An 18234-nucleotide genomic window follows, 5' to 3' on the forward strand; every position below is an offset into this window, starting at 1 on the left:
GCCAATTGCAGCCGCCGATGGGGAAAAATCTGCTCTTTTCGGTGCTACTTGATGGCAGCAACCAGATCGGCGTCGGGGAAGCAGGTGGCGGGGCGGCCGTTCTTTTCCTGCCAGCTGCCGATCGAGCGGCGGGTCTTGAAGCCGGGCAGGCCGTCGGCGCTGCCGACATCGTAGCCCTTGGCCTCCAGCGCCTGTTGAAGCGCGGCGATGTCGGAACGATGCAGGCCGCCGACCGCACCCCAGCTGCCGACGAAATCAGCATCGCCATGGGCGATGCGGTCAGCGCCATGGCCGATGAACAGGGCGTAGAGGTCGCTGGTGTTGTATTGCTTCAACACGTAAAAATTCGGCGTGGCGATGAAGGCCGGACCGCTGCGTCCGGCCGGCATCAAAAGGAACCCTTCCGCCTTCAGTTCGTTGGCCGGAAAGGCTTTGCCGCCGACACGGCTGATTCCCATCGCCGCCCAGGCTGAGATCTTCTTGCCCTGGTCGGGACCTTCGAGCGAGCAGGAAACGCTTTCCGGAACCGTCACCTCGAAGCCCCAGCCACGCCCCTTCCCCCAGCCATAGTGGACGAGATAGTTGGCGATCGAGGCCAGCACATCAGGCGTCGAATTCCAGATGTCGGGGTGGCCGTCGCCGTCGTAGTCGACGGCGTGCTTCAGGAACGAGGTCGGCATGAATTGCGGCTGGCCGAGCGCGCCGGCCCAGGACGATTTCATGGCGCCGACCGGCGCCAACCCATGCTCGACGATCTCGAGCGCCGCCAGCACCTCGGTGCGGAAGAAGTCTTTCTTGGTCGACATGAAGGCCTTGGTGCCGAGCACCTCGAAAGCGTCGTAGGGCATTTTCGCCGCGCCGAAGCCGGTCTCGCGGCCCCAGATCGCCAACAGTATCTCGCCCGGGACACCGTAGCGCTTTTCGATCGCAGCCAGCGTCTTGGCGTTGGCCGCCTCGCGCGTGCGCCCACCTGACGTGACGGCGCGCACCGTCTTTTCGGCGAAATAGGCGCCGGGCGAACCGAACTCCGCCTGATGCTGCTTCTGCGGCGTGTTGGGCTTTTCGCCGGGCAGAACGAGGTCGGGCAGTTTGAGGTTCGGCTTCACGCCGTCGAAAGCGGCGTCGAAGGTGGATTTGGAGATGCCTTTGGTCTGGGCTTCCGGCCAGAGATCGGTTTGCAGCCAGGCGCGGAACTGGTCGTCGATTTTGGCGGCGGAGGCGGGGGCTACAAAAAGCAGGGCAACAAGGGATGCGAGAAGCGCAACGAGCGCCAATCGGAAAGGTCCGCTTTCTGTCGCGCCCCCCTCTGTCCTGCCGGACATCTCCCCCACAAGGGGAGAGATTGGCTGTCGCTTCGGTTTTCGCCAACCACCAGCGTTGAAAGAAGAATGCCGCCCGAGAAGCTGCTGATCTCCCCCCTTGAGGGGGAGATGTCCGGCAGGACAGAGGGGGGTGTTTGGCGCAAACCTCGAAGAATGCGAAGCTTTCATGTCGCACATCCTGCCCGCCAATTGCGTCAAAACGCCGTCCGCGATCGCAACGCGGCTGCCAGCGTACCCTCATCCAGATAATCAAGCTCGCCGCCAACCGGCACGCCATGGGCAAGTCTGGTGACCTTGATCTCGAAACCCGAGAGCTGGTCGGTGAGATAATGCGCCGTCGTCTGGCCCTCGACCGTGGCGTTGACGGCGAGGATCACCTCCTTCACCTCGCCGCCGGCGACGCGGTCGACCAGCGAGCGCACGTTGAGCTGGTCGGGGCCGATGCCGTCGAGCGGCGATAGCGTGCCGCCGAGCACGTGGTAGCGCACATTCATGGCCGCCGCCCGCTCCAGCGCCCAGAGGTCGGAGACATCCTCGACGACGATCAGCGTCGAGGCATCGCGGCGCGGATCGGTGCAGATCATGCAAGGGTCGGAGGTATCGACATTGCCGCAGATCGTGCAGATGCGCACCTTGTCGGCGGCTTCAGCCATGGCGGCGGCGAGCGGCGACAAAAGCTGCTCCTTCTTCTTGATGAGGTGCAGTGCCGCACGCCTGGCCGAACGCGGCCCTAGTCCCGGCACCTTGGCCAGGAGCTGGATCAGGCGTTCGATCTCGGGACCGGCGATTCGCTTCGACATCGCACTGATCTAGGATTTTTCCGCGCGCTTTGAAACATGCCGCATACGCACCGAGCCCGCCATGCTGCCATGGCGGGCTTGGAAACTGTTTTAGGCGTCAGTAAGCTGACGCTGGCCGGGTCTGGTCGATAATCATCGCGCCGATAGCGTCGGTGTTCTCAGGCGTCGACTGGAAGCCCATCGACGCTTCCTGCGTTGCCGATGGAACCGAGGTGATGTAGCGGGCGTTCAGCGTGCCGCCGAAACGCGAGGCATCGGGCTCGGCCATCGGCTCCTGCATCGCCACCTCCGTCTGCTTGGCGGCGATGCGGACGCTCTTGGCGGGCGCCGCGGAAGCCGTCACATAGGTCTGCTCGGCCGGGGCACGTGTCGCCTTGGCTGCGCGAACCGCCGCGGCCTGCTTGGCAGGATCTGGACGGACAATGGTCTTCACCACCGGCTCGGCGTAGGCAACCTGCACCGGCGCTTCAGGCACAGGCGCGCGCGGCTGCGCCGAGGCAACCATGGTCGTGGATTCATCCGGCAGCGGCTGCCAGTTGCGACCGCGCTTCTCGTAGAAGGCGTTGCCGCCGGCAACCATGGTGTAATGCATGTTCTTGTAGGGGAACCTCAGTCCGGCGGTGTGGAAGTACATCGTGTTCTTCAGCTTGGCCTTGCGCTCGCCCTTGAGCACCGCATCGGCGGCCTCCTCGACATCGGGCATCGCTTTCGAATTCATCGCCCGCGTCATCACGCCGGGCGCGAACTGGCCCGGTTCGCCAACCACTTGGCAAATGGTGCTGCCATGATTGCCGGAGCGCAGCCGGTTCATCACCACCGTGCCGACGGCGATCATGCCGTCACGGCTCGAGCGGTTGGACTCGAAGAACATCGCCCGCTCCAGGCATTCCTTCTCCTTCGGCGTGTTGCGGTAGGCGCGCGTCGAAAGGAAGCTGGGCGTGATGGCGTCGGTCAGGCTGGCGACCGACAGGCCATGCGAAGACGTGGTCTGGCTGCAACCCGCCAGGAACATAGGGGAGAAGATGATGCCGAGCAGAAGCGGCGTCTTCCATCGCGTCGCGATCAACAAAAATGCCTCATTGTCCAGATGCCAGCCCGCCCCGAGATGTGGCAAGAATGAGACTCTTAAAGGCAAAAAGATGGCTAAAGGATTAGCTTTCGTGCAGCATAGGTAAAACTTTATAAATGGCCGGATATGTCCGCGTGAGCAAAGCCGGAGAAAGTCTTAACGACAGCCTCCGCAGCCGATTTCCCTTCATAATCAATTAACTGGTTGGAGCCGGCTCAGAACGGCAATTTCATTCCGGGCGGGATCGGCAAGCCTGCCGTCAGCGCCTTGGTCTTCTCCTGCATAATCTGCTCGACCTTATTTTTGGCGTCATTGTGAGCGGCAAGCAGCAGGTCTTCGAGGATCTCGACCTCGTCCTCCTTGAACAGCGACGGATCGATCTTCAGCGACTTCATCTCGAACTTGCCGGTCAGCGTGACATTGACCAGCCCGCCTCCGGCCTGCCCGCTTGCTTCTATCGTGGCGATCTCGTCCTGCATGGCCTGGAACTTGGCCTGCATTTCCTTCGCCTTGCCCATCAGGCCGAGAAGATCTTTCATGGTCGGGTCCTTTGCGGATTCGTGGCTATGGTCAGGTTTCGTCGTCGTCCGGCGGCGGCTCGACCGGCGCTTCGGCCTTGTCGGTGTCGACTTCCGGCGCGTCGGGAATGCGCACGTCGATGATCTTGGCGCCGGGAAAGCGCGCCAGGATGGCGGCCACAGCCGGATCGCTTTTCGCGTCGGAGAAAGCAGTCTCGCGCCTGGTCGATTCCATCTCGGCCAGCGTTTGGCCGCCCTCTTCCTTCGACAATGACACCAGCCAGTTGCGGCCGGTCCAGGCGCGCAGCTTCGTCGTCAAGTCGTTGAGCAGCATCTTGGGCGCATCGGCGGTCAGGCCGACGTCGATACGGCCGGGCTCGATGCGCACCAGGCGAATACAGCTCTTGACCAGCACCTTGAAGGCGATGTCACGCTGCGCGTCGGCAAGAGCGACAATATCGGCCAGCGATTTCAGCGGCGGCGATTGCGGCTCGACGACCGGCTGCGGAGGCGCGACAAAGGCGACCGGGGGCGCGTCGACCAATCGCATGGTTTGCGCACCGGCTGGCCCGGACGGCATCCGGGTCTGCGCTACCGCGCTGGCGCCGCCGCCATTGCCGGCATTTACCGGCGCACCATTCGGGCGTGACGCACCACCGGACGCCGGAGCGCCGCTCTCCAGAGATTTCAACGCCTCGTCCAGCGTCGGCAGGTCGGCGGCATGCGCCAGCCGGATCAGCACCATCTCGCCGGCGCTGACCGGTCGGTTGGACGACTGCACCTCGGGAATGCCTTTCAAGAGCATCTGCCAGGTTCGCGACAGAACCTTGACCGACAGCGTGCTGGCGAAGTCGGCGCCGCGGCGGCGCTCATCCTCGGACAGGGAAGCGTCGTCGGCAGCCGTCGGCACGAAGCGCAGCCGGGTGACGAGGTGGTTGAATTCGGCCAGATCGGTCAGCACGGCAGCCGGATCGGCGCCGGTGTCGTACTGGTTGCGGAATTCGGCAAGGGCGGCCGCCACATCGCCCTTCATGACATGTTCGAACAGGTCGACGATGCGGGCGCGGTCGGCGAGACCCAGCATGGCGCGCACCGCTTCGGCGCTGACGGCGCCGCCGCCATGGGCGATTGCCTGGTCGAGAATGGAGAGCGAATCGCGGGCCGAGCCTTCGGCGGCGCGCGCGATCATCGCCAGCGCGTCGTCGTCTACCGATATGCCTTCCTTGCCGGCAATGGAGGCGAGATGCGCGACCAGTGCGCCGGCATCGATGCGTCTCAGGTCGAAACGCTGGCAGCGCGACAGCACGGTGATCGGCACCTTGCGGATTTCGGTGGTGGCAAAGATGAATTTGACGTGCGGGGGCGGCTCTTCCAGCGTCTTCAACAGGCCGTTGAAGGCCTGGGTGGAGAGCATGTGCACTTCGTCGATGATGTAGACTTTGTAGCGCGCCGACACCGGGGCATAGCGCACGCGCTCGATAATGTCCCTGATGTCGTCGATGCCGGTATGCGACGCGGCGTCCATCTCGATGACGTCGACATGGCGGCCTTCCATGATCGCCTGGCAGTGCTCGCCCAGGAGGGCGAGGTCGACCGAGGGATGGTCGACCGTCGGCGTCTTGTAGTTGAGCGCCCGCGCCAGGATGCGCGCCGTCGTGGTCTTACCGACGCCGCGCACGCCGGTCAGCATCCAGGCCTGGGCGATGCGGCCTGTGGAGAAAGCGTTGGTCAAAGTGCGGACCATCGGCTCCTGGCCGATCAGTTCGGAGAAATTCGACGGACGATATTTGCGCGCCAGCACGCGATAGGCGACGGCCTTTTGCTTCTCCAGGTTTTCGGGGTCCGAATTTCCGGCTTCGCTCATTCGCCCGTAAAGCTCCAAAAGGCCGCGTCTCAGCGTAGCCGATTCCTGCTAGATCGTTTCACCGTTTTCTGAAACGGCAAACCGCTCTACCCTTTGCTTTAACGCAATTCCGGACGGGAAACCGCTCACACTTTCCCTGGAATTGCTCCAATAGTCTCGCCTGCGCTGCAATGCGTCGTCAATGTCGCGAGAGGGGCCGATGAGGTGGGAGGCTGGAACAATGACCCGTTCCGGGCTCGTTAGGGCTGCTTCCTTCCGGACCTGACCCGGTTGGCGAGTGGATCGTCCACCACCAACCTCCCGCGTTCCATATCGGCAATTCATCGATCAAATGCAAGGGTGCATTGAGAATCGGATGCCCGTGAACTCCGCCGCTCAATGAATCGCTTGCAGCCCCCGTGCAGCCGCTCTAGCGTCATGAGTTTGGGAATAATGCGAGAAGCGCAAGGGAAACGCCAATGCTACCGGGCCTCAAGGCCGGATTCACGCTCGACTCCAGGCTGGAGGCGGATAGCGAGCAGCTGATGTGGCTCGGCCTGTGCGAGCTCAGGGTGATGAACGATAGCCGCTGGCCATGGCTGGTCCTGGTGCCGCAGCGGCCGGGGGCCGAAGAAATCCACGACATGACGCCGCTCGACCAGGCGATGTTGACGTTCGAAACCAACATGGTGGCGCAGGCGCTGAAAAGAACCACGGGCTGCACCAAGATCAACACCGGCGCGCTCGGCAACATCGTTCGGCAATTGCATGTCCACGTCATCGCCCGCTCGGAAGGCGATCCGGGCTGGCCGGGGCCGGTGTGGGGGCACGGCATGCGCGAGCCCTATGAGCGTTCAGGCATCCGCCAGTTTGCGCAACAGATCAAGGCGGCGCTATAAGCCGCCTGTGTCCATCCCTAGACGTTCGAGCTTCCATGACCTTTCGCCTTTTTGACGCGCCCTTGCGCGAACCGAGCCAGTTCGTCGGCTTCGCCGGAAACACGATTGATCGGCAATCCGAGAACCGCGCCGACGATTCCGTCGAAAGGGCGTTGGCCGATCCCTCGGCACGTCTTCTGCCGATGCATGGCGGACGGCTGTATCTGAAATTGCACGATGGCAGCTTCGACCCTTGGTTCGATCTGGCTGAGGGCCAGAAGCTGCAGCCATCACTCGCACAAGGCGTGCTGCTTGGCTTTGCCGAGAGCGGCCCGGTCCTTGCCGTGCCGGTCGGCCTCGATCCCGAACAGCTGCCGGAGACCATGAAGGCGATCGATTATCGCTCGGTCTATATGCAGGGGCTGATCGACGAGGCGGCAGCGGGCGCGCTGGCGCAAGGCGCCGCCCTGCTTGCCTGGCATGCCACCCATCGCTTCTGCAGCAAATGCGGCCATGAATCGCAAATGCGGGCCGGCGGCTACAAGCGCCATTGCCCAAATTGCGGCACCGAGCACTTTCCACGCACCGATCCGGTGGCGATTATGCTGACGGCGACGCGGGAAAAATGCCTGCTCGGCCGCGGCCGACATTTCGGGCCCGGCATGTACTCGGCGCTTGCCGGCTTCATCGAGCCGGGCGAGACGATCGAGGCGGCGGTGCGCCGCGAAACGCTGGAGGAAGCCGGCATCCGGCTCGGCCGCGTCGTCTACCATGCCAGCCAACCCTGGCCGTTCCCCTATTCGCTGATGATCGGCTGTTTCGGCGAACCGCTCAATGACGACATCCAGGCCGATCTCAACGAGTTGGAAGATTGCCGCTGGTTTTTTCGCGACGAGGTGCGTTCCATGCTGGAGAGGACGCACAAGGACAATCTGGTCACGCCGCCGAAAGGCGCGATCGCGCATCATCTGATCCGCGCCTGGGTCGACAGCGAATAAGACTTGTTATTTTACGCAATTCCGGACGGAAAACCGCTTCACACTTTTCCTGGAATTGCTTAACGGGAGCAAAAAATGATCCGTCACACCGTGGTTTTCACCCTGAAGCACCCGCAGTACTCGCTGGAGGAAAAGCGGTTCCTCTCCGATGCCAAGCGCATTCTCAGCGCAATCAAGGGCGTCACCCATTTCGAGCCGCTGCGGCAAGTCAGCCCGAAAAACGACTATCACTTCGGCTTCTCGATGGAGTTCGTCGATCAGGCCGCCTACACCAGATATAACGAGCATCCCGACCACGTTGCCTTCGTGCGCGACCGCTGGATCCCGGAAGTCGAAACCTTCATGGAAATCGACTATGTGCCGCTGACCCTGCTGGTTTAGGGAACCTTAGTCCGCGACCTTCCACTGCTCGCGCGACTCGCTGGCGGGATAGACACCCAAAATGCGCACTTCGCGCGAGAAGAAGCGCAGTTCGTCCAGCGCCAGCTTGACCAGTGGATCGTCGGGATGGCCCTCGATATCGGCGTAGAACAGCGTCGCGGTGAAGGCGCCCAACTGATAGCTCTCCAGCTTCGTCATGTTGACGCCGTTGGTGGCGAAACCGCCCATTGCCTTGTAGAGCGCAGCCGGCACGTTGCGGACACGGAACATGAAGGTCGTCATCATCTTGGTGTCGGCCGAGGGCCGTTCGGCCAATCGCTTGTCCTTGGTCAGCACGACAAAGCGGGTGACATTCGAATCCGTGTCCTCGACGTTCTTCTCGATGATGTCGAGGCCGTAGAGTTCTGCGGCTAGCGCCGGGGCGAGCGAGGCCATGGTGCGGTCCTTGAGCTCCGAGACCAGCTTCGCAGAGCCCGCCGTGTCGCCGGCGATCACCGGCTTCCAACCGTTCTTGCGGATGTATTTGCGGCACTGTCCCAGCGCATGGATATGGCTGTGCACGGTCTTGATCTCTTCGCGTTTGACGCCTGGCAGCACCATCAGCTGGAAGTGGATCGGCAGAAAATACTCGCCGACGATGTGGAGTTTCGATTCCGGCAAGAGATGATGAATGTCGGCGACGCGGCCGGCGATGGTGTTTTCGATCGGGATCATGGCGAGGTCGGCCTTGTTGGTCTCGACCGCGTTGAAGGCATCCTCGAAGGTGGGGCACGGCAACGGCTCCATCGAAGGGAACATGTTGCGGCTGGCGGTGTCGGAATTGGCGCCCGGTTCGCCTTGGAAGGCTATTCTGTTGGTCTTGTCAGGCATGCCGATATCTCAGGTTGAAGGTCTCAGGAAAGAATTTGTCGGGCGCGTTCGAGGTCTTCCGGCGTGTCGACGCCCAGCGGCAGCGATTGCACGATCTCGGCATCGATGCGCATACCGGCCTCCACCGCCCGCAACTGCTCCAGCCGCTCGCGCCGTTCGAGCGGCGAAGGTTTTAGCGCGACGAAGCGTTCGAGGGCTGAGCGCCGATAGGCGTAGAGGCCGACATGGTGATAGAGCGGCCCCTCGCCCCAGGGCGCGGTGGCGCGGGTGAAATAGAGCGCCTTCAGCCGCGTCGCCGACAACGGCGAACCGACGATCTTGACGACGTTGGGGTTGGCCTTTTCCTCGTCGCGGACGATCTCGACGCCGAGCGTGGCGATGTCGACCGCAGCGTCCTCGAACGGTTTCAGCGCCGCACCGATGATCTTGGGATCGATGGTCGGCAGGTCGCCCTGCACATTGACGATGGTTTCGACCTTGCGATCGGGGTCGAGGGCGGTCAGCGCCTCGAAGATACGGTCGGAACCGGATTCGTGGTCGGTGCGCGTCATCACCGCCTCGAAACCGTGCGCGCGCACCGCTTCGGCCACGTTGCGCGTGTCGGTTGCCACCACTACCCGGCCAAGCCCAGCCTCAGCGGCGCGGCGGGCGACATGGACGATCATCGGCGCGCCGGCTATGTCGGCCAGCGGCTTGCCCGGCAGGCGCGTCGAGGCCATGCGGGCCGGGATCAGGATGAGCGTGGACATCGAGGTTGCAAGGCGTTCGAAAGAGGATGGGGAAAGTGGCAAAAGGTCTCACTGGAAGCGCCCTTATAGGTGTTGCAACGCCCAAGCAAAAGACCTAGTTTCCGCCCGATTTGACCGGCTCGACGGGGTGGGTCACGATACCGACGGACGGAGTGGACGGAGAGGTCCGCCGGAAAAGGGAGCCCTGGGGCGTATGGATTCCAACGAAGTCAACAAACTGCTCGCCGGGTTGCTTGGAACCTGTTTCGTCGTCTTCTCGGTCGGTTTGGTGTCCGACGCCCTGTTTGCCTCGCCGGCGCCGGAAAAACCCGGCTTTGCCATCGAGGCGACGGAGCCTGCCGAAGGCGGCGCCGCCGGACCCGCAGCAGAGGCGAAGCCGATCGCCGACCTTTTGGCCACCGCCAATGTCGAGCAAGGTGCGGCCGTCTTTAAGAAATGCCAGGCCTGCCATTCCGGCGAAAAAGGCGGCCCCAACAAGGTCGGCCCGGATCTCTGGGACATCGTCGACCGCCCCGTCGCCGAGCATGAGGGCTTTGCCTATTCGGCCGGCATGAAGGAGTTTTCCAAGGGCGGCGCCGAGAAGTGGACCTATGACAATCTCAACCACTTCATCACCTCGCCGAAGAAATTCGTGAAGGGCACGGCGATGGGCTTTGCCGGCCTGCCGAAGGACGAGGACCGCGCCAACGTCATTGCCTATCTGCGCACGCTGTCGGATAGCCCGAAGCCGCTGCCGACGCCAGGTGCCGCCGCCGATGCAACGGCGCCGGCCAAGCCGGCCGAGGGTGCCGCTCCGGCCAAGCCGGCTGAAGGTGCAGCTCCAGCCCCTGCGACGCCGGCACCGGCGCCCGCCAAATAACCGAATTGTCATCTCCATGACCTCAAAAAAGCCGGGTTCAGCCCGGCTTTTTGTTAGGAAAATCGCATATGCGGCGACAAAGCCGCCGCATGGCGGTTTTCACCGGCGTCAAATCATTTAGGATTGCCGGGCATCGCGACGAGGAGAACGCATGACGGTTGGCCGAACGCTTCTGAGGTCCTTTCTGGTTGTGGGCGCCCTCGCAGGCGGCCTGCAGGCATCCTTCCCCCAGGAATGGCACACCACCTCTTCGCTGATCGGCCCCTCCAAATATGGCGAGAACTTCCAGCGCTACGATTATGTGAATCCGGATGCACCGAAGGGCGGTACCTACAATTCGGTCGTTTCCGGCACGTTCGACAGCTTCAATCCCTACGTCGTGCAGGGCTCGCCGGCGGCCGGCCTGCAGCCATTTGGCGGCGGCCTGCTCTACGACACGCTCATGGATCAAGCGACTGACGAAGGCAGCGTCAGCCACCCGCTCATCGCCGATGCCTACAAGTACCCTACCGACTATTCCTCGGCCACCTACCGGCTCGACCCACGGGCGAAATGGCATGACGGACAGCCGATCACCACTGACGACGTGATCTGGTCGTTCCAGGTGCTGAAGGCCAACAGCCCGATGTACAGCCGCTATTTCGAAAACGTCACCGACGCCGTCGCTGTCTCGGACCGTGAGGTCGAGTTCCACTTCGACCAGAAGGGCAATCGCGAACTGCCCAAGATCCTCGGCGACCTTGTCGTGCTGCCCAAGCATTGGTGGGAAGGCACCGACGACAATGGCAAGAAGCGCGACATCACCAAGGGGACGCTGGAGCCGCCGCTGGGCTCGGCTGCATACAAGATCGCCAGCTTCAAGGCGGGGTCGGAAATCGTCTGGCAGCGCGTCCCCGACTATTGGGGCGCCAAGCTGGCTGTGAAGATCGGCCGGGAGAATTTCGACACGCAGCACTTCACCTACATTCTTGACGACAACGCCTCCTGGGAGGCGTTCAAGAAAGGTGGCCTCGACGATATCAAGCCGGAAAACAGCTCGAAGCGCTGGGCGACATTTTATGATTTCGCGGCGATCAAGGCCGGCGATGTGATCAAGCAGGAGTTCAAGACCACCTCGCCCGAGCCGATGCAGGCTTTCATGCTCAACCAGAGACATAGGTTGTTTGCCGATCGTCTGGTCAGGGCCGCGCTCACCTACCCGTTCGATTTCGAATCGATGAACCGCACGCTGTTCTTCGGTTTCAACACTCGCACCCACAGCTATTTCCAGGGCACGGACCTAGCCTCCAGCGGCTTGCCGCAAGGCAAGGAATTGGAGATCCTGGAGAAGTACCGCGACAAGCTGCCGCCGGAAGTATTCACCCAGGAATTCAAGTTGCCGGTCTACGATTCGCCGCAGGCGGAGCGCAAATATCTGAAGCAGGCGGTCGACCTGTTCGCCCAGGCCGGCTGGGTGATCAAGGGCGGCAAGATGGTCAACGCCAAGACCGGCGAGCCATTCAAGTTTGAAATCCTAGGCTCGAATGAAACCGACCAGGTCATTTCCAGCCCCTGGATCGCCAATCTGCGCAAGATCGGCGTCGATGCAACACTGCGCATCGTCGACCCGAGCCAGTACACCAACCGCGTCAGAAACTTCGATTACGACGTCATCACAGGACAGCTCCAACAGTCGGAATCGCCCGGCAACGAGCAGCGCGATTTCTGGAGCTCCAAGGCCGCCGACACACCGGCATCGCGCAATTATTCCGGCATCAAGAACCCGGTCGTTGACGCCCTTGTCGACCGCATCATTTTTGCCACGGATCGCGATGACCTCGTCGCCACCACCCATGCGCTCGATCGCGTGCTGCTGTGGAATTACTATGTGGTGCCGCAATACTATCGCGCCGTTGTGTGGCTGGCTTACTGGAACAAGTTCGGCATCCCGGAAAAGCAGCCCGGCTACCGTGGCGCCGATATCGATTCCTGGTGGATCGATGCGGACAAGGAAAAGGCCCTGGCCGCCAAGTACAAGGGCAGCAATTGATGGCGGGGCTCCCTCGCCGCGATTTCCTGGCCCTCAGTGGCGCCGCGGCCGTTGCTGCGCTGCTGCCGGGCAAGGCTTTCGCCGCCAGCCCAACCGGCGTGAAACTGCATGGACTGTCGGCTTTCGGCGACCTCAAATACAAGCCGGACTTCACTCATTTCGACTATGTCAATGTCGATGCGCCGCAAGGTGGCGTCTTCAACTTCCTGCCGCGCAACTGGCTTGCCAACCAGACGCCGCTGACCTTCAACACGCTGAATTCGTTCGTTCCCAAAGGCGATTCGCCCCAGCGCACGGAGATGTGCTTCGATTCACTGATGGTGAGAGCGTACGACGAACCTGACGCCGTTTACGGGCTGATCGCTGACAGCGTGACGATTTCCGACGACCGCAACGACTTCACCTTCTCGCTGCGCCCGCAGGCCCGCTTCCATGACAGCACGCCATTGACGGCAGAGGATGCCGCCTTCACCTTCAAGCTGCTCAAGGACAAGGGGCACCCGTACTATTCCCTGCCGCTAACGCATCTGGATGACGCGATTGCCGTGGATGCCCACACGCTGCAGCTTAGGTTTTCCGGCAAGCAGACAAGCCGCACCATCCTCAACGTCGTCGAGTTCCCGGTCCTGTCGAAGGCGTTCTACACGGCCAACCCGTTCGATTCCTCGCAGATGAACCCGCCGTTGGGGTCAGCCGCCTACAAGGTCGGTCGCTGGTCGGCAGGGGCCTGGATCGAATATGAGCGTGTGGCTGATTATTGGGGCAACGACCTGCCGGTCAATCGCGGCCAGAACAATTTTCAGCGGATCCGCGTTGAGTTCTATCAGGACCGTAGCGTTGCCTTCGAAGCGTTCAAGAAGGGAGAAATCCTCTACAGGGAGGAATTCACCTCGCGCGTCTGGGCGACCGGCTACGACTTCCCAGCGTTCACTGCCGGCAAGGTGGTGAAGCACGAATTCCCGGCCGAAACGGTGCCTTCGATGCAGGGCACCGCCGTCAACCAGCGGCGCGAGCAGTTTCGCGACTCGCGCGTGCGGCAGGCGATCGGGCTCTGCTTCGACTTCGAATGGACGCGGCGCAATTTCTTCTACGGTTCCTATGAGCGCTCGCAATCCTGCTTCGAGAAATCCGAATTTCGCGCCGAGGGCAGACCGTCGCCACAAGAATTGGCTCTTCTTGAGCCGCTGCGTGAGCAGATTCCCGCCGAGGCTTTTGGCGAAGCCGTGATCCAGGACGCGTCGAACGGCTCCGGCCGCGACCGGCAGTTGCTTGGCAAGGCGGCCAAGCTTCTGGCCGAGGCCGGCTGGAAACGGTCCGGCAATTTCGTCGTGAACGACAAGGGTGGTCGGTTGTCCGCAGAGTTTCTTGTCGACGACGAAGTCTTCGAACAGGTCTACTCGCCCTGGGTCGAAAACATGAAGGCGGTCGGCATCGATGCCTCGATCCGGCTGGTGGATGCCGCGCAATATCAGCTGCGGCAGAATTCGTTCGACTACGACCTCGTCTCGGTCGCGGCCTCGTTTCCGGCGACGCCAACCCGTGACGACCTCGAAACCATTTTCCATTCGCGAGCAGCTACCGTATCGGGCTCTCGCAATCTGCCGGGAACGTCGAGCCCGGCCATCGACGCCCTGGTTGACGCCGCAGGTGCCGCCGAGGGTCGCGAAAGCCTGACAATTGCCATGCGCGCGCTCGACCGGGTCTTGCGTGCACGGAGGGATTGGATTCCAAGTTGGTTCCTGGCGAATCATCGAAGCGCCTATTGGGACATGTTCGGTTTTCCCGAGCGGAAACCCGATTTCGACTTCCCGGTCGAAGCGCTGTGGTGGGTCGACAAGGGCAAGGCGGCAAAAATTGGCAAAGGGTAGGCTGTTGCGCGGCACTTTACCCTCCCCCTCGTGGGGAGGGTCGGTGAGCACTTCGTGCGCAGCGCGAATGGCGAACCGGGGTGGGGGTGTGACGGCGTACGCCGGATCGAGACTACCCCCACCCCGCTCCGCTTCGCGGATCGACCCTCCCCACAAGGGGGAGGGTGAAAGCTGATGGGCGCCTACATACTGCGCCGTATCCTGCTGATGATACCGACCCTGTTCGGCATCATGGCGGTTGCTTTCGTCGTCACTCAATTCGCACCGGGTGGACCGGTCGAGCAGGTCATCGCCAGCCTGACCAACCAGGGCGGCAGCGACCGCCTCGGCAGCGGCGGCGGCGATGCAGGAGGCGGCGGCAATTTCGATGTGGCCGGTGACGTCGGCTCGAAGTATCGCGGCGCGCAAGGGCTCGATCCGGAATTCATCAAGAAGCTGGAAAAGCAATTCGGCTTCGACAAACCGCCGCTCGAACGCTTCGGCATGATGCTGTGGAACTATGCCCGCTTCGATTTCGGCGACAGCTATTTCCGTGACATCTCGGTTCTTGACCTGATCCTGGAGAAGATGCCGGTGTCGATCTCGCTTGGGCTGTGGATCACGCTGTTGTCCTATCTGATCTCGATCCCCCTTGGCATCCGCAAAGCGGTCAAGGACGGCTCCGCCTTCGACGTCTGGACCAGCGGCGTGATCATCGTCGGCTATGCCATACCGGCCTTCCTGTTCGGCATATTGCTGATGGTGCTGTTCGCGGGCGGCTCCTTCTGGGACTGGTTCCCACTGCGCGGCATCGTCTCCGACAATTGGGACCAATTGTCGTGGCCCGACAAGATCGTCGATTATTTCTGGCACATGACCTTGCCGCTGACGGCGCTGGTGCTGTCGGCCTTCGCGACGACGACGCTGCTGACCAAGAACTCCTTCCTGGAAGAGATACGCAAACAGTATGTGGTGACGGCCCGTGCCAAGGGCCTGTCGGAGCGGCGGGTGCTTTACGGACATGTGTTCCGCAACGCAATGCTGATCGTCATTGCCGGCTTTCCAGCGGCCTTCATCTCGGCCTTCTTCACCGGCTCGCTTTTGATCGAGAACATCTTTTCCCTCGACGGTCTCGGGCTGCTCGGTTTCAGGTCCGTGTTGGCGCGCGACTATCCGGTCGTGTTCGCCAACCTCTATATATTTTCGCTGCTTGGTTTGTTCGTGACGCTGTTGTCCGACCTGATCTACACATGGGTCGATCCGCGCATCGATTTCGAGCGGAGAGACGTCTGATGACGCAGGCTGCAGCCGAGATCACACCGACAAGGATCGCCCGCCCCTGGCTGTCGCCGCTCAACAAGCGGCGCTGGCAGAACTTCAAGGCCAACCGGCGCGGCTACTGGTCGTTGTGGATATTCCTCGCTCTGTTCGTGCTGTCGCTGTTTGCCGAACTGATCGCCAACGACAGGCCGATCGTCGCCTACTACAAAGGCGAGATCCTGTTCCCGGTGGCGGTCGCCTACCCCGAGGAAAAATTCGGCGGCTTCTACGCCGTCACCGACTATCGCGACCCGGTCATCCGCGACGAGATCAACGCCAATGGCTGGATGATCTGGCCGCCAATCCGCTATTCCTACCGCACCGTCAACAATGCGATCCCCGACGCCGCTCCCGCAAAACCGTCATGGGAATACGACGCGCAGAGGCGATGCAGCCAATATCCGCAAGGCGCTGCCGATCCTGACTGCATTGTCGGCAACTGGAACTGGCTGGGTACCGATGACCAGGCGCGCGACGTGCTGGCGCGCATCATCTACGGGTTTAGGATTTCCGTGCTGTTCGGGTTGATCCTGACTGCGGGTTCGTCGGTTATCGGCGTCGCCGCCGGCGCGCTGCAAGGGTATTTCGGCGGCTGGACCGACCTTCTCTTTCAACGCTTCATAGAAATCTGGTCGGCGATACCGCTGCTGTATCTGCTGCTGATCGTCGCCGCCATCCTGCCGCCGGGCTTCTTCATCCTGCTCGGGCTGATGCTGCTCTTCTCCTGGACGTCGCTTGTCAGCGTGGTGCGCGCCGAATTCCTGCGCGCGCGCAACTTCGAATATGTCAACGCGGCCCGCGCGCTTGGTGTGTCCAACCGCACCATCATGCTGCGCCATCTTCTGCCCAATGCCATGGTGGCGACGCTGACCTTCATGCCTTTTCTGGTCAGCGCCTCGATCTCGACACTGACCTCGCTCGACTATCTCGGCTTCGGCCTGCCGCCCGGCACCGCGTCGCTCGGCGAACTGCTAAAACAGGCGCAGAGTAACCTCAATGCCCCCTGGCTCGGTATATCGGGCTTCATCGTCATCTCGCTGATGCTGTCGCTGTTGGTGTTCATCGGTGAAGCAACGCGCGATGCTTTCGACCCGCGCAAGGCGTTCCGATGAGCAGCGAACTCCTGCTCTCCGTCCGCGATCTCAGCGTTGCCTTCACCCAAGGCGGCAACCAGTCGACCGCCGTCGACCACATCTCCTTCGATCTCGCCAAGGGCGAGACGGTGGCGCTTGTGGGCGAATCCGGTTCCGGCAAATCGGTCTCGGCGCTGTCGGTGCTGAAGCTTCTGCCCTACCCGACGGCCAGCCATCCCTCGGGCAAGATCCTGTTCCAGGGCGCCGACCTTTTGGCGATGAACGAAAAGCAGTTGCGCAGCGTGCGCGGCAACAAGATCACCATGATCTTCCAGGAGCCGATGACCTCGCTCAATCCGCTGCACACGATCGAGCAGCAGATCGTCGAGATCCTGGCGCTGCATCAGGGCATGGGCGACCGCCAGGCCAAGGCGCGCACGCTGGCGCTGCTCAACGAGGTCGGCATTCGCGAACCGGAAAAGCGGCTCGACGCCTATCCGCACCAATTGTCCGGCGGCCAACGCCAGCGCGTCATGATCGCCATGGCGCTGGCCAACGAGCCTGAACTGCTGATCGCCGACGAGCCGACGACGGCGCTCGACGTCACCGTGCAGGCGCAGATCCTCGAATTGCTGGCGGGGCTGAAGAGCCGCAAGGGCATGTCAATGCTGTTCATCACCCATGATCTCGGCATTGTCAAAAAGATCGCCGACCGCGTCTGCGTGATGACCAAAGGCAAGATCGTCGAGACCGGGCCGACCAGGGACATCTTCGCCAACCCGCAGCACGCTTATACCAAGCACCTCCTGGCCGCCGAGCCGAAGGGCAAGCCGCCGGCCGCCAACGATGCCGCCAAGCCGGTGATGACAGGCAAGGACATCAAGGTTTGGTTCCCGATCAAGAAGGGTTTCTTTCGCACCACCGTCGACAATGTGAAGGCAGTTGACGGCATCGACGTCACCGTGCGCGCCGGCCAGACCCTCGGCGTCGTCGGCGAATCCGGCTCCGGCAAGACGACGCTCGGGCTGGCGCTGGCGCGGATGATCTCATCGACCGGCACCATCCAGTTCAATGGCAGCGACATCAACCAGCTTTCCTTCAACGCCATGCGGCCGCTGCGCCGCGAGTTGCAGATCGTTTTCCAGGACCCGTTCGGCTCACTCAGCCCGCGCATGTCGGTCTCGGAGATCATCGAGGAAGGCTTGAAGATCCACGAGCCGAAGCTGTCGCCCGACCAACGCGACGACAAGGTCGTCGCCGTGCTGAAGGAGGTCGGGCTCGATCCGGCGACCAGGAACCGCTATCCGCATGAATTCTCCGGCGGCCAGCGCCAGCGCGTCGCCATTGCGCGCGCCATGGTGCTCAATCCACGCTTCGTCATGCTGGACGAACCGACCTCGGCGCTCGACATGAGCGTGCAGGCGCAAGTGGTCGACCTCTTACGCAATCTGCAGGCCAGGCACGACCTTGCCTATCTGTTCATCAGCCACGATCTGAAAGTCATTCGCGCCCTTGCCAATGACGTCATCGTCATGCGCAATGGCAAGATCGTCGAAGCCGGCCCTTCCGAACAGATTTTCGAGCGGCCGCAGACCGACTATACGAAGGCGCTGATCTCGGCCGCGTTCAAGATCGAGACGGCGCCGGTCGGTATCGTCAGCGAATAACAGGGAATACA

Annotated in this window: 16 protein-coding genes and 1 other RNA gene; 9 read left to right on the forward strand and 8 right to left on the reverse strand. The window is 62.1% G+C overall.

The window, feature by feature from the left end:
- Positions 1-44: 44 nt before the first annotated feature.
- From X727_RS150255 to ffs, 6 genes are all read right to left on the reverse strand, one after another.
- Positions 45-1322, reverse strand: coding sequence for a lytic murein transglycosylase (locus tag X727_RS150255; RefSeq protein ID WP_023745257.1), 1278 nt, complete (start codon positions 1320-1322; stop codon positions 45-47).
- A gap of 194 nt (positions 1323-1516) precedes the next feature.
- Complete coding sequence (gene recR, locus X727_RS150250) at positions 1517-2122, reverse strand: recombination mediator RecR (RefSeq protein ID WP_023823774.1); 606 nt, start codon at positions 2120-2122, stop codon at positions 1517-1519.
- Between the two features lie 97 nt (positions 2123-2219).
- The gene (locus X727_RS150245) at positions 2220-3188 is read right to left on the reverse strand and encodes a cell wall hydrolase (RefSeq protein WP_023834335.1); all 969 of its coding nucleotides are present in this window, start codon (positions 3186-3188) and stop codon (positions 2220-2222) included.
- A 218-nt stretch (positions 3189-3406) separates the two neighbouring features.
- Positions 3407-3730, reverse strand: coding sequence for a YbaB/EbfC family nucleoid-associated protein (locus X727_RS150240; protein WP_023669519.1), 324 nt, complete (start codon positions 3728-3730; stop codon positions 3407-3409).
- A gap of 31 nt (positions 3731-3761) precedes the next feature.
- The gene (locus X727_RS150235) at positions 3762-5573 is read right to left on the reverse strand and encodes a DNA polymerase III subunit gamma/tau (RefSeq protein WP_023745254.1); all 1812 of its coding nucleotides are present in this window, start codon (positions 5571-5573) and stop codon (positions 3762-3764) included.
- A gap of 204 nt (positions 5574-5777) precedes the next feature.
- Positions 5778-5874: signal recognition particle sRNA small type (gene ffs / locus X727_RS1000000166505), an RNA gene on the reverse strand.
- 157 nt (positions 5875-6031) lie between these two features.
- Between ffs and X727_RS150230 the strand changes: the two genes are divergently transcribed.
- From X727_RS150230 to X727_RS150220, 3 genes are all read left to right on the forward strand, one after another.
- Entirely contained in the window at positions 6032-6451 is a 420-nt protein-coding gene (locus X727_RS150230; protein WP_023682032.1) for an HIT family protein, read from the forward strand.
- Positions 6452-6486: 35 nt separating this feature from the next.
- On the forward strand, positions 6487-7428 hold the full coding sequence (gene nudC, locus X727_RS150225) for an NAD(+) diphosphatase (RefSeq protein WP_023712582.1): 942 nt from the start codon (positions 6487-6489) through the stop codon (positions 7426-7428).
- 75 nt (positions 7429-7503) lie between these two features.
- Complete coding sequence (locus X727_RS150220; protein ID WP_023669515.1) at positions 7504-7809, forward strand: Dabb family protein; 306 nt, start codon at positions 7504-7506, stop codon at positions 7807-7809.
- A 6-nt stretch (positions 7810-7815) separates the two neighbouring features.
- On the opposite strand, the gene X727_RS150215 is transcribed toward X727_RS150220, so the two are convergent.
- Together X727_RS150215 and X727_RS150210 are read right to left on the reverse strand one after the other, a co-directional pair.
- A complete protein-coding gene (locus X727_RS150215; protein ID WP_023682034.1) occupies positions 7816-8679 on the reverse strand; it encodes a prephenate dehydratase in 864 nt (287 codons plus the stop codon).
- 23 nt (positions 8680-8702) lie between these two features.
- Positions 8703-9428 carry a 3-deoxy-manno-octulosonate cytidylyltransferase gene (locus X727_RS150210; protein WP_023669513.1) on the reverse strand — a complete coding sequence of 242 codons (726 nt, stop codon included), beginning with the start codon at positions 9426-9428 and terminating at the stop codon, positions 8703-8705.
- 193 nt (positions 9429-9621) lie between these two features.
- On the opposite strand from X727_RS150210, the gene X727_RS150205 reads away from it, so the two are divergent.
- The 6 genes from X727_RS150205 to X727_RS150180 all read left to right on the forward strand — a co-directional run bounded on the left by X727_RS150205 (position 9622) and on the right by X727_RS150180 (position 18223).
- Entirely contained in the window at positions 9622-10287 is a 666-nt protein-coding gene (locus tag X727_RS150205; RefSeq protein ID WP_023669512.1) for a cytochrome c family protein, read from the forward strand.
- A 151-nt stretch (positions 10288-10438) separates the two neighbouring features.
- On the forward strand, positions 10439-12316 hold the full coding sequence (locus tag X727_RS150200; RefSeq protein WP_023682035.1) for an extracellular solute-binding protein: 1878 nt from the start codon (positions 10439-10441) through the stop codon (positions 12314-12316).
- Positions 12316-14184, forward strand: a complete 1869-nt coding sequence (locus X727_RS150195) for an extracellular solute-binding protein (RefSeq protein WP_023682036.1) — start codon at positions 12316-12318, stop codon at positions 14182-14184. The genes X727_RS150200 and X727_RS150195 overlap by 1 nt, the downstream gene beginning before the upstream one ends.
- A 174-nt stretch (positions 14185-14358) precedes the next feature.
- A complete protein-coding gene (locus X727_RS150190) occupies positions 14359-15456 on the forward strand; it encodes a microcin C ABC transporter permease YejB (protein ID WP_023669509.1) in 1098 nt (365 codons plus the stop codon).
- The gene (locus X727_RS150185; RefSeq protein ID WP_023682037.1) at positions 15456-16595 is read left to right on the forward strand and encodes an ABC transporter permease; all 1140 of its coding nucleotides are present in this window, start codon (positions 15456-15458) and stop codon (positions 16593-16595) included. Before X727_RS150190 ends, X727_RS150185 begins: the two co-directional genes overlap by 1 nt.
- The gene (locus X727_RS150180) at positions 16592-18223 is read left to right on the forward strand and encodes an ABC transporter ATP-binding protein (protein ID WP_023834336.1); all 1632 of its coding nucleotides are present in this window, start codon (positions 16592-16594) and stop codon (positions 18221-18223) included. Before X727_RS150185 ends, X727_RS150180 begins: the two co-directional genes overlap by 4 nt.
- The last annotated feature ends 11 nt before the right edge of the window (positions 18224-18234 follow it).

Origin of the sequence: Mesorhizobium sp. L103C105A0 (assembly GCF_000502215.1) — a bacterium.
Lineage (GTDB): Bacteria > Pseudomonadota > Alphaproteobacteria > Rhizobiales > Rhizobiaceae > Mesorhizobium.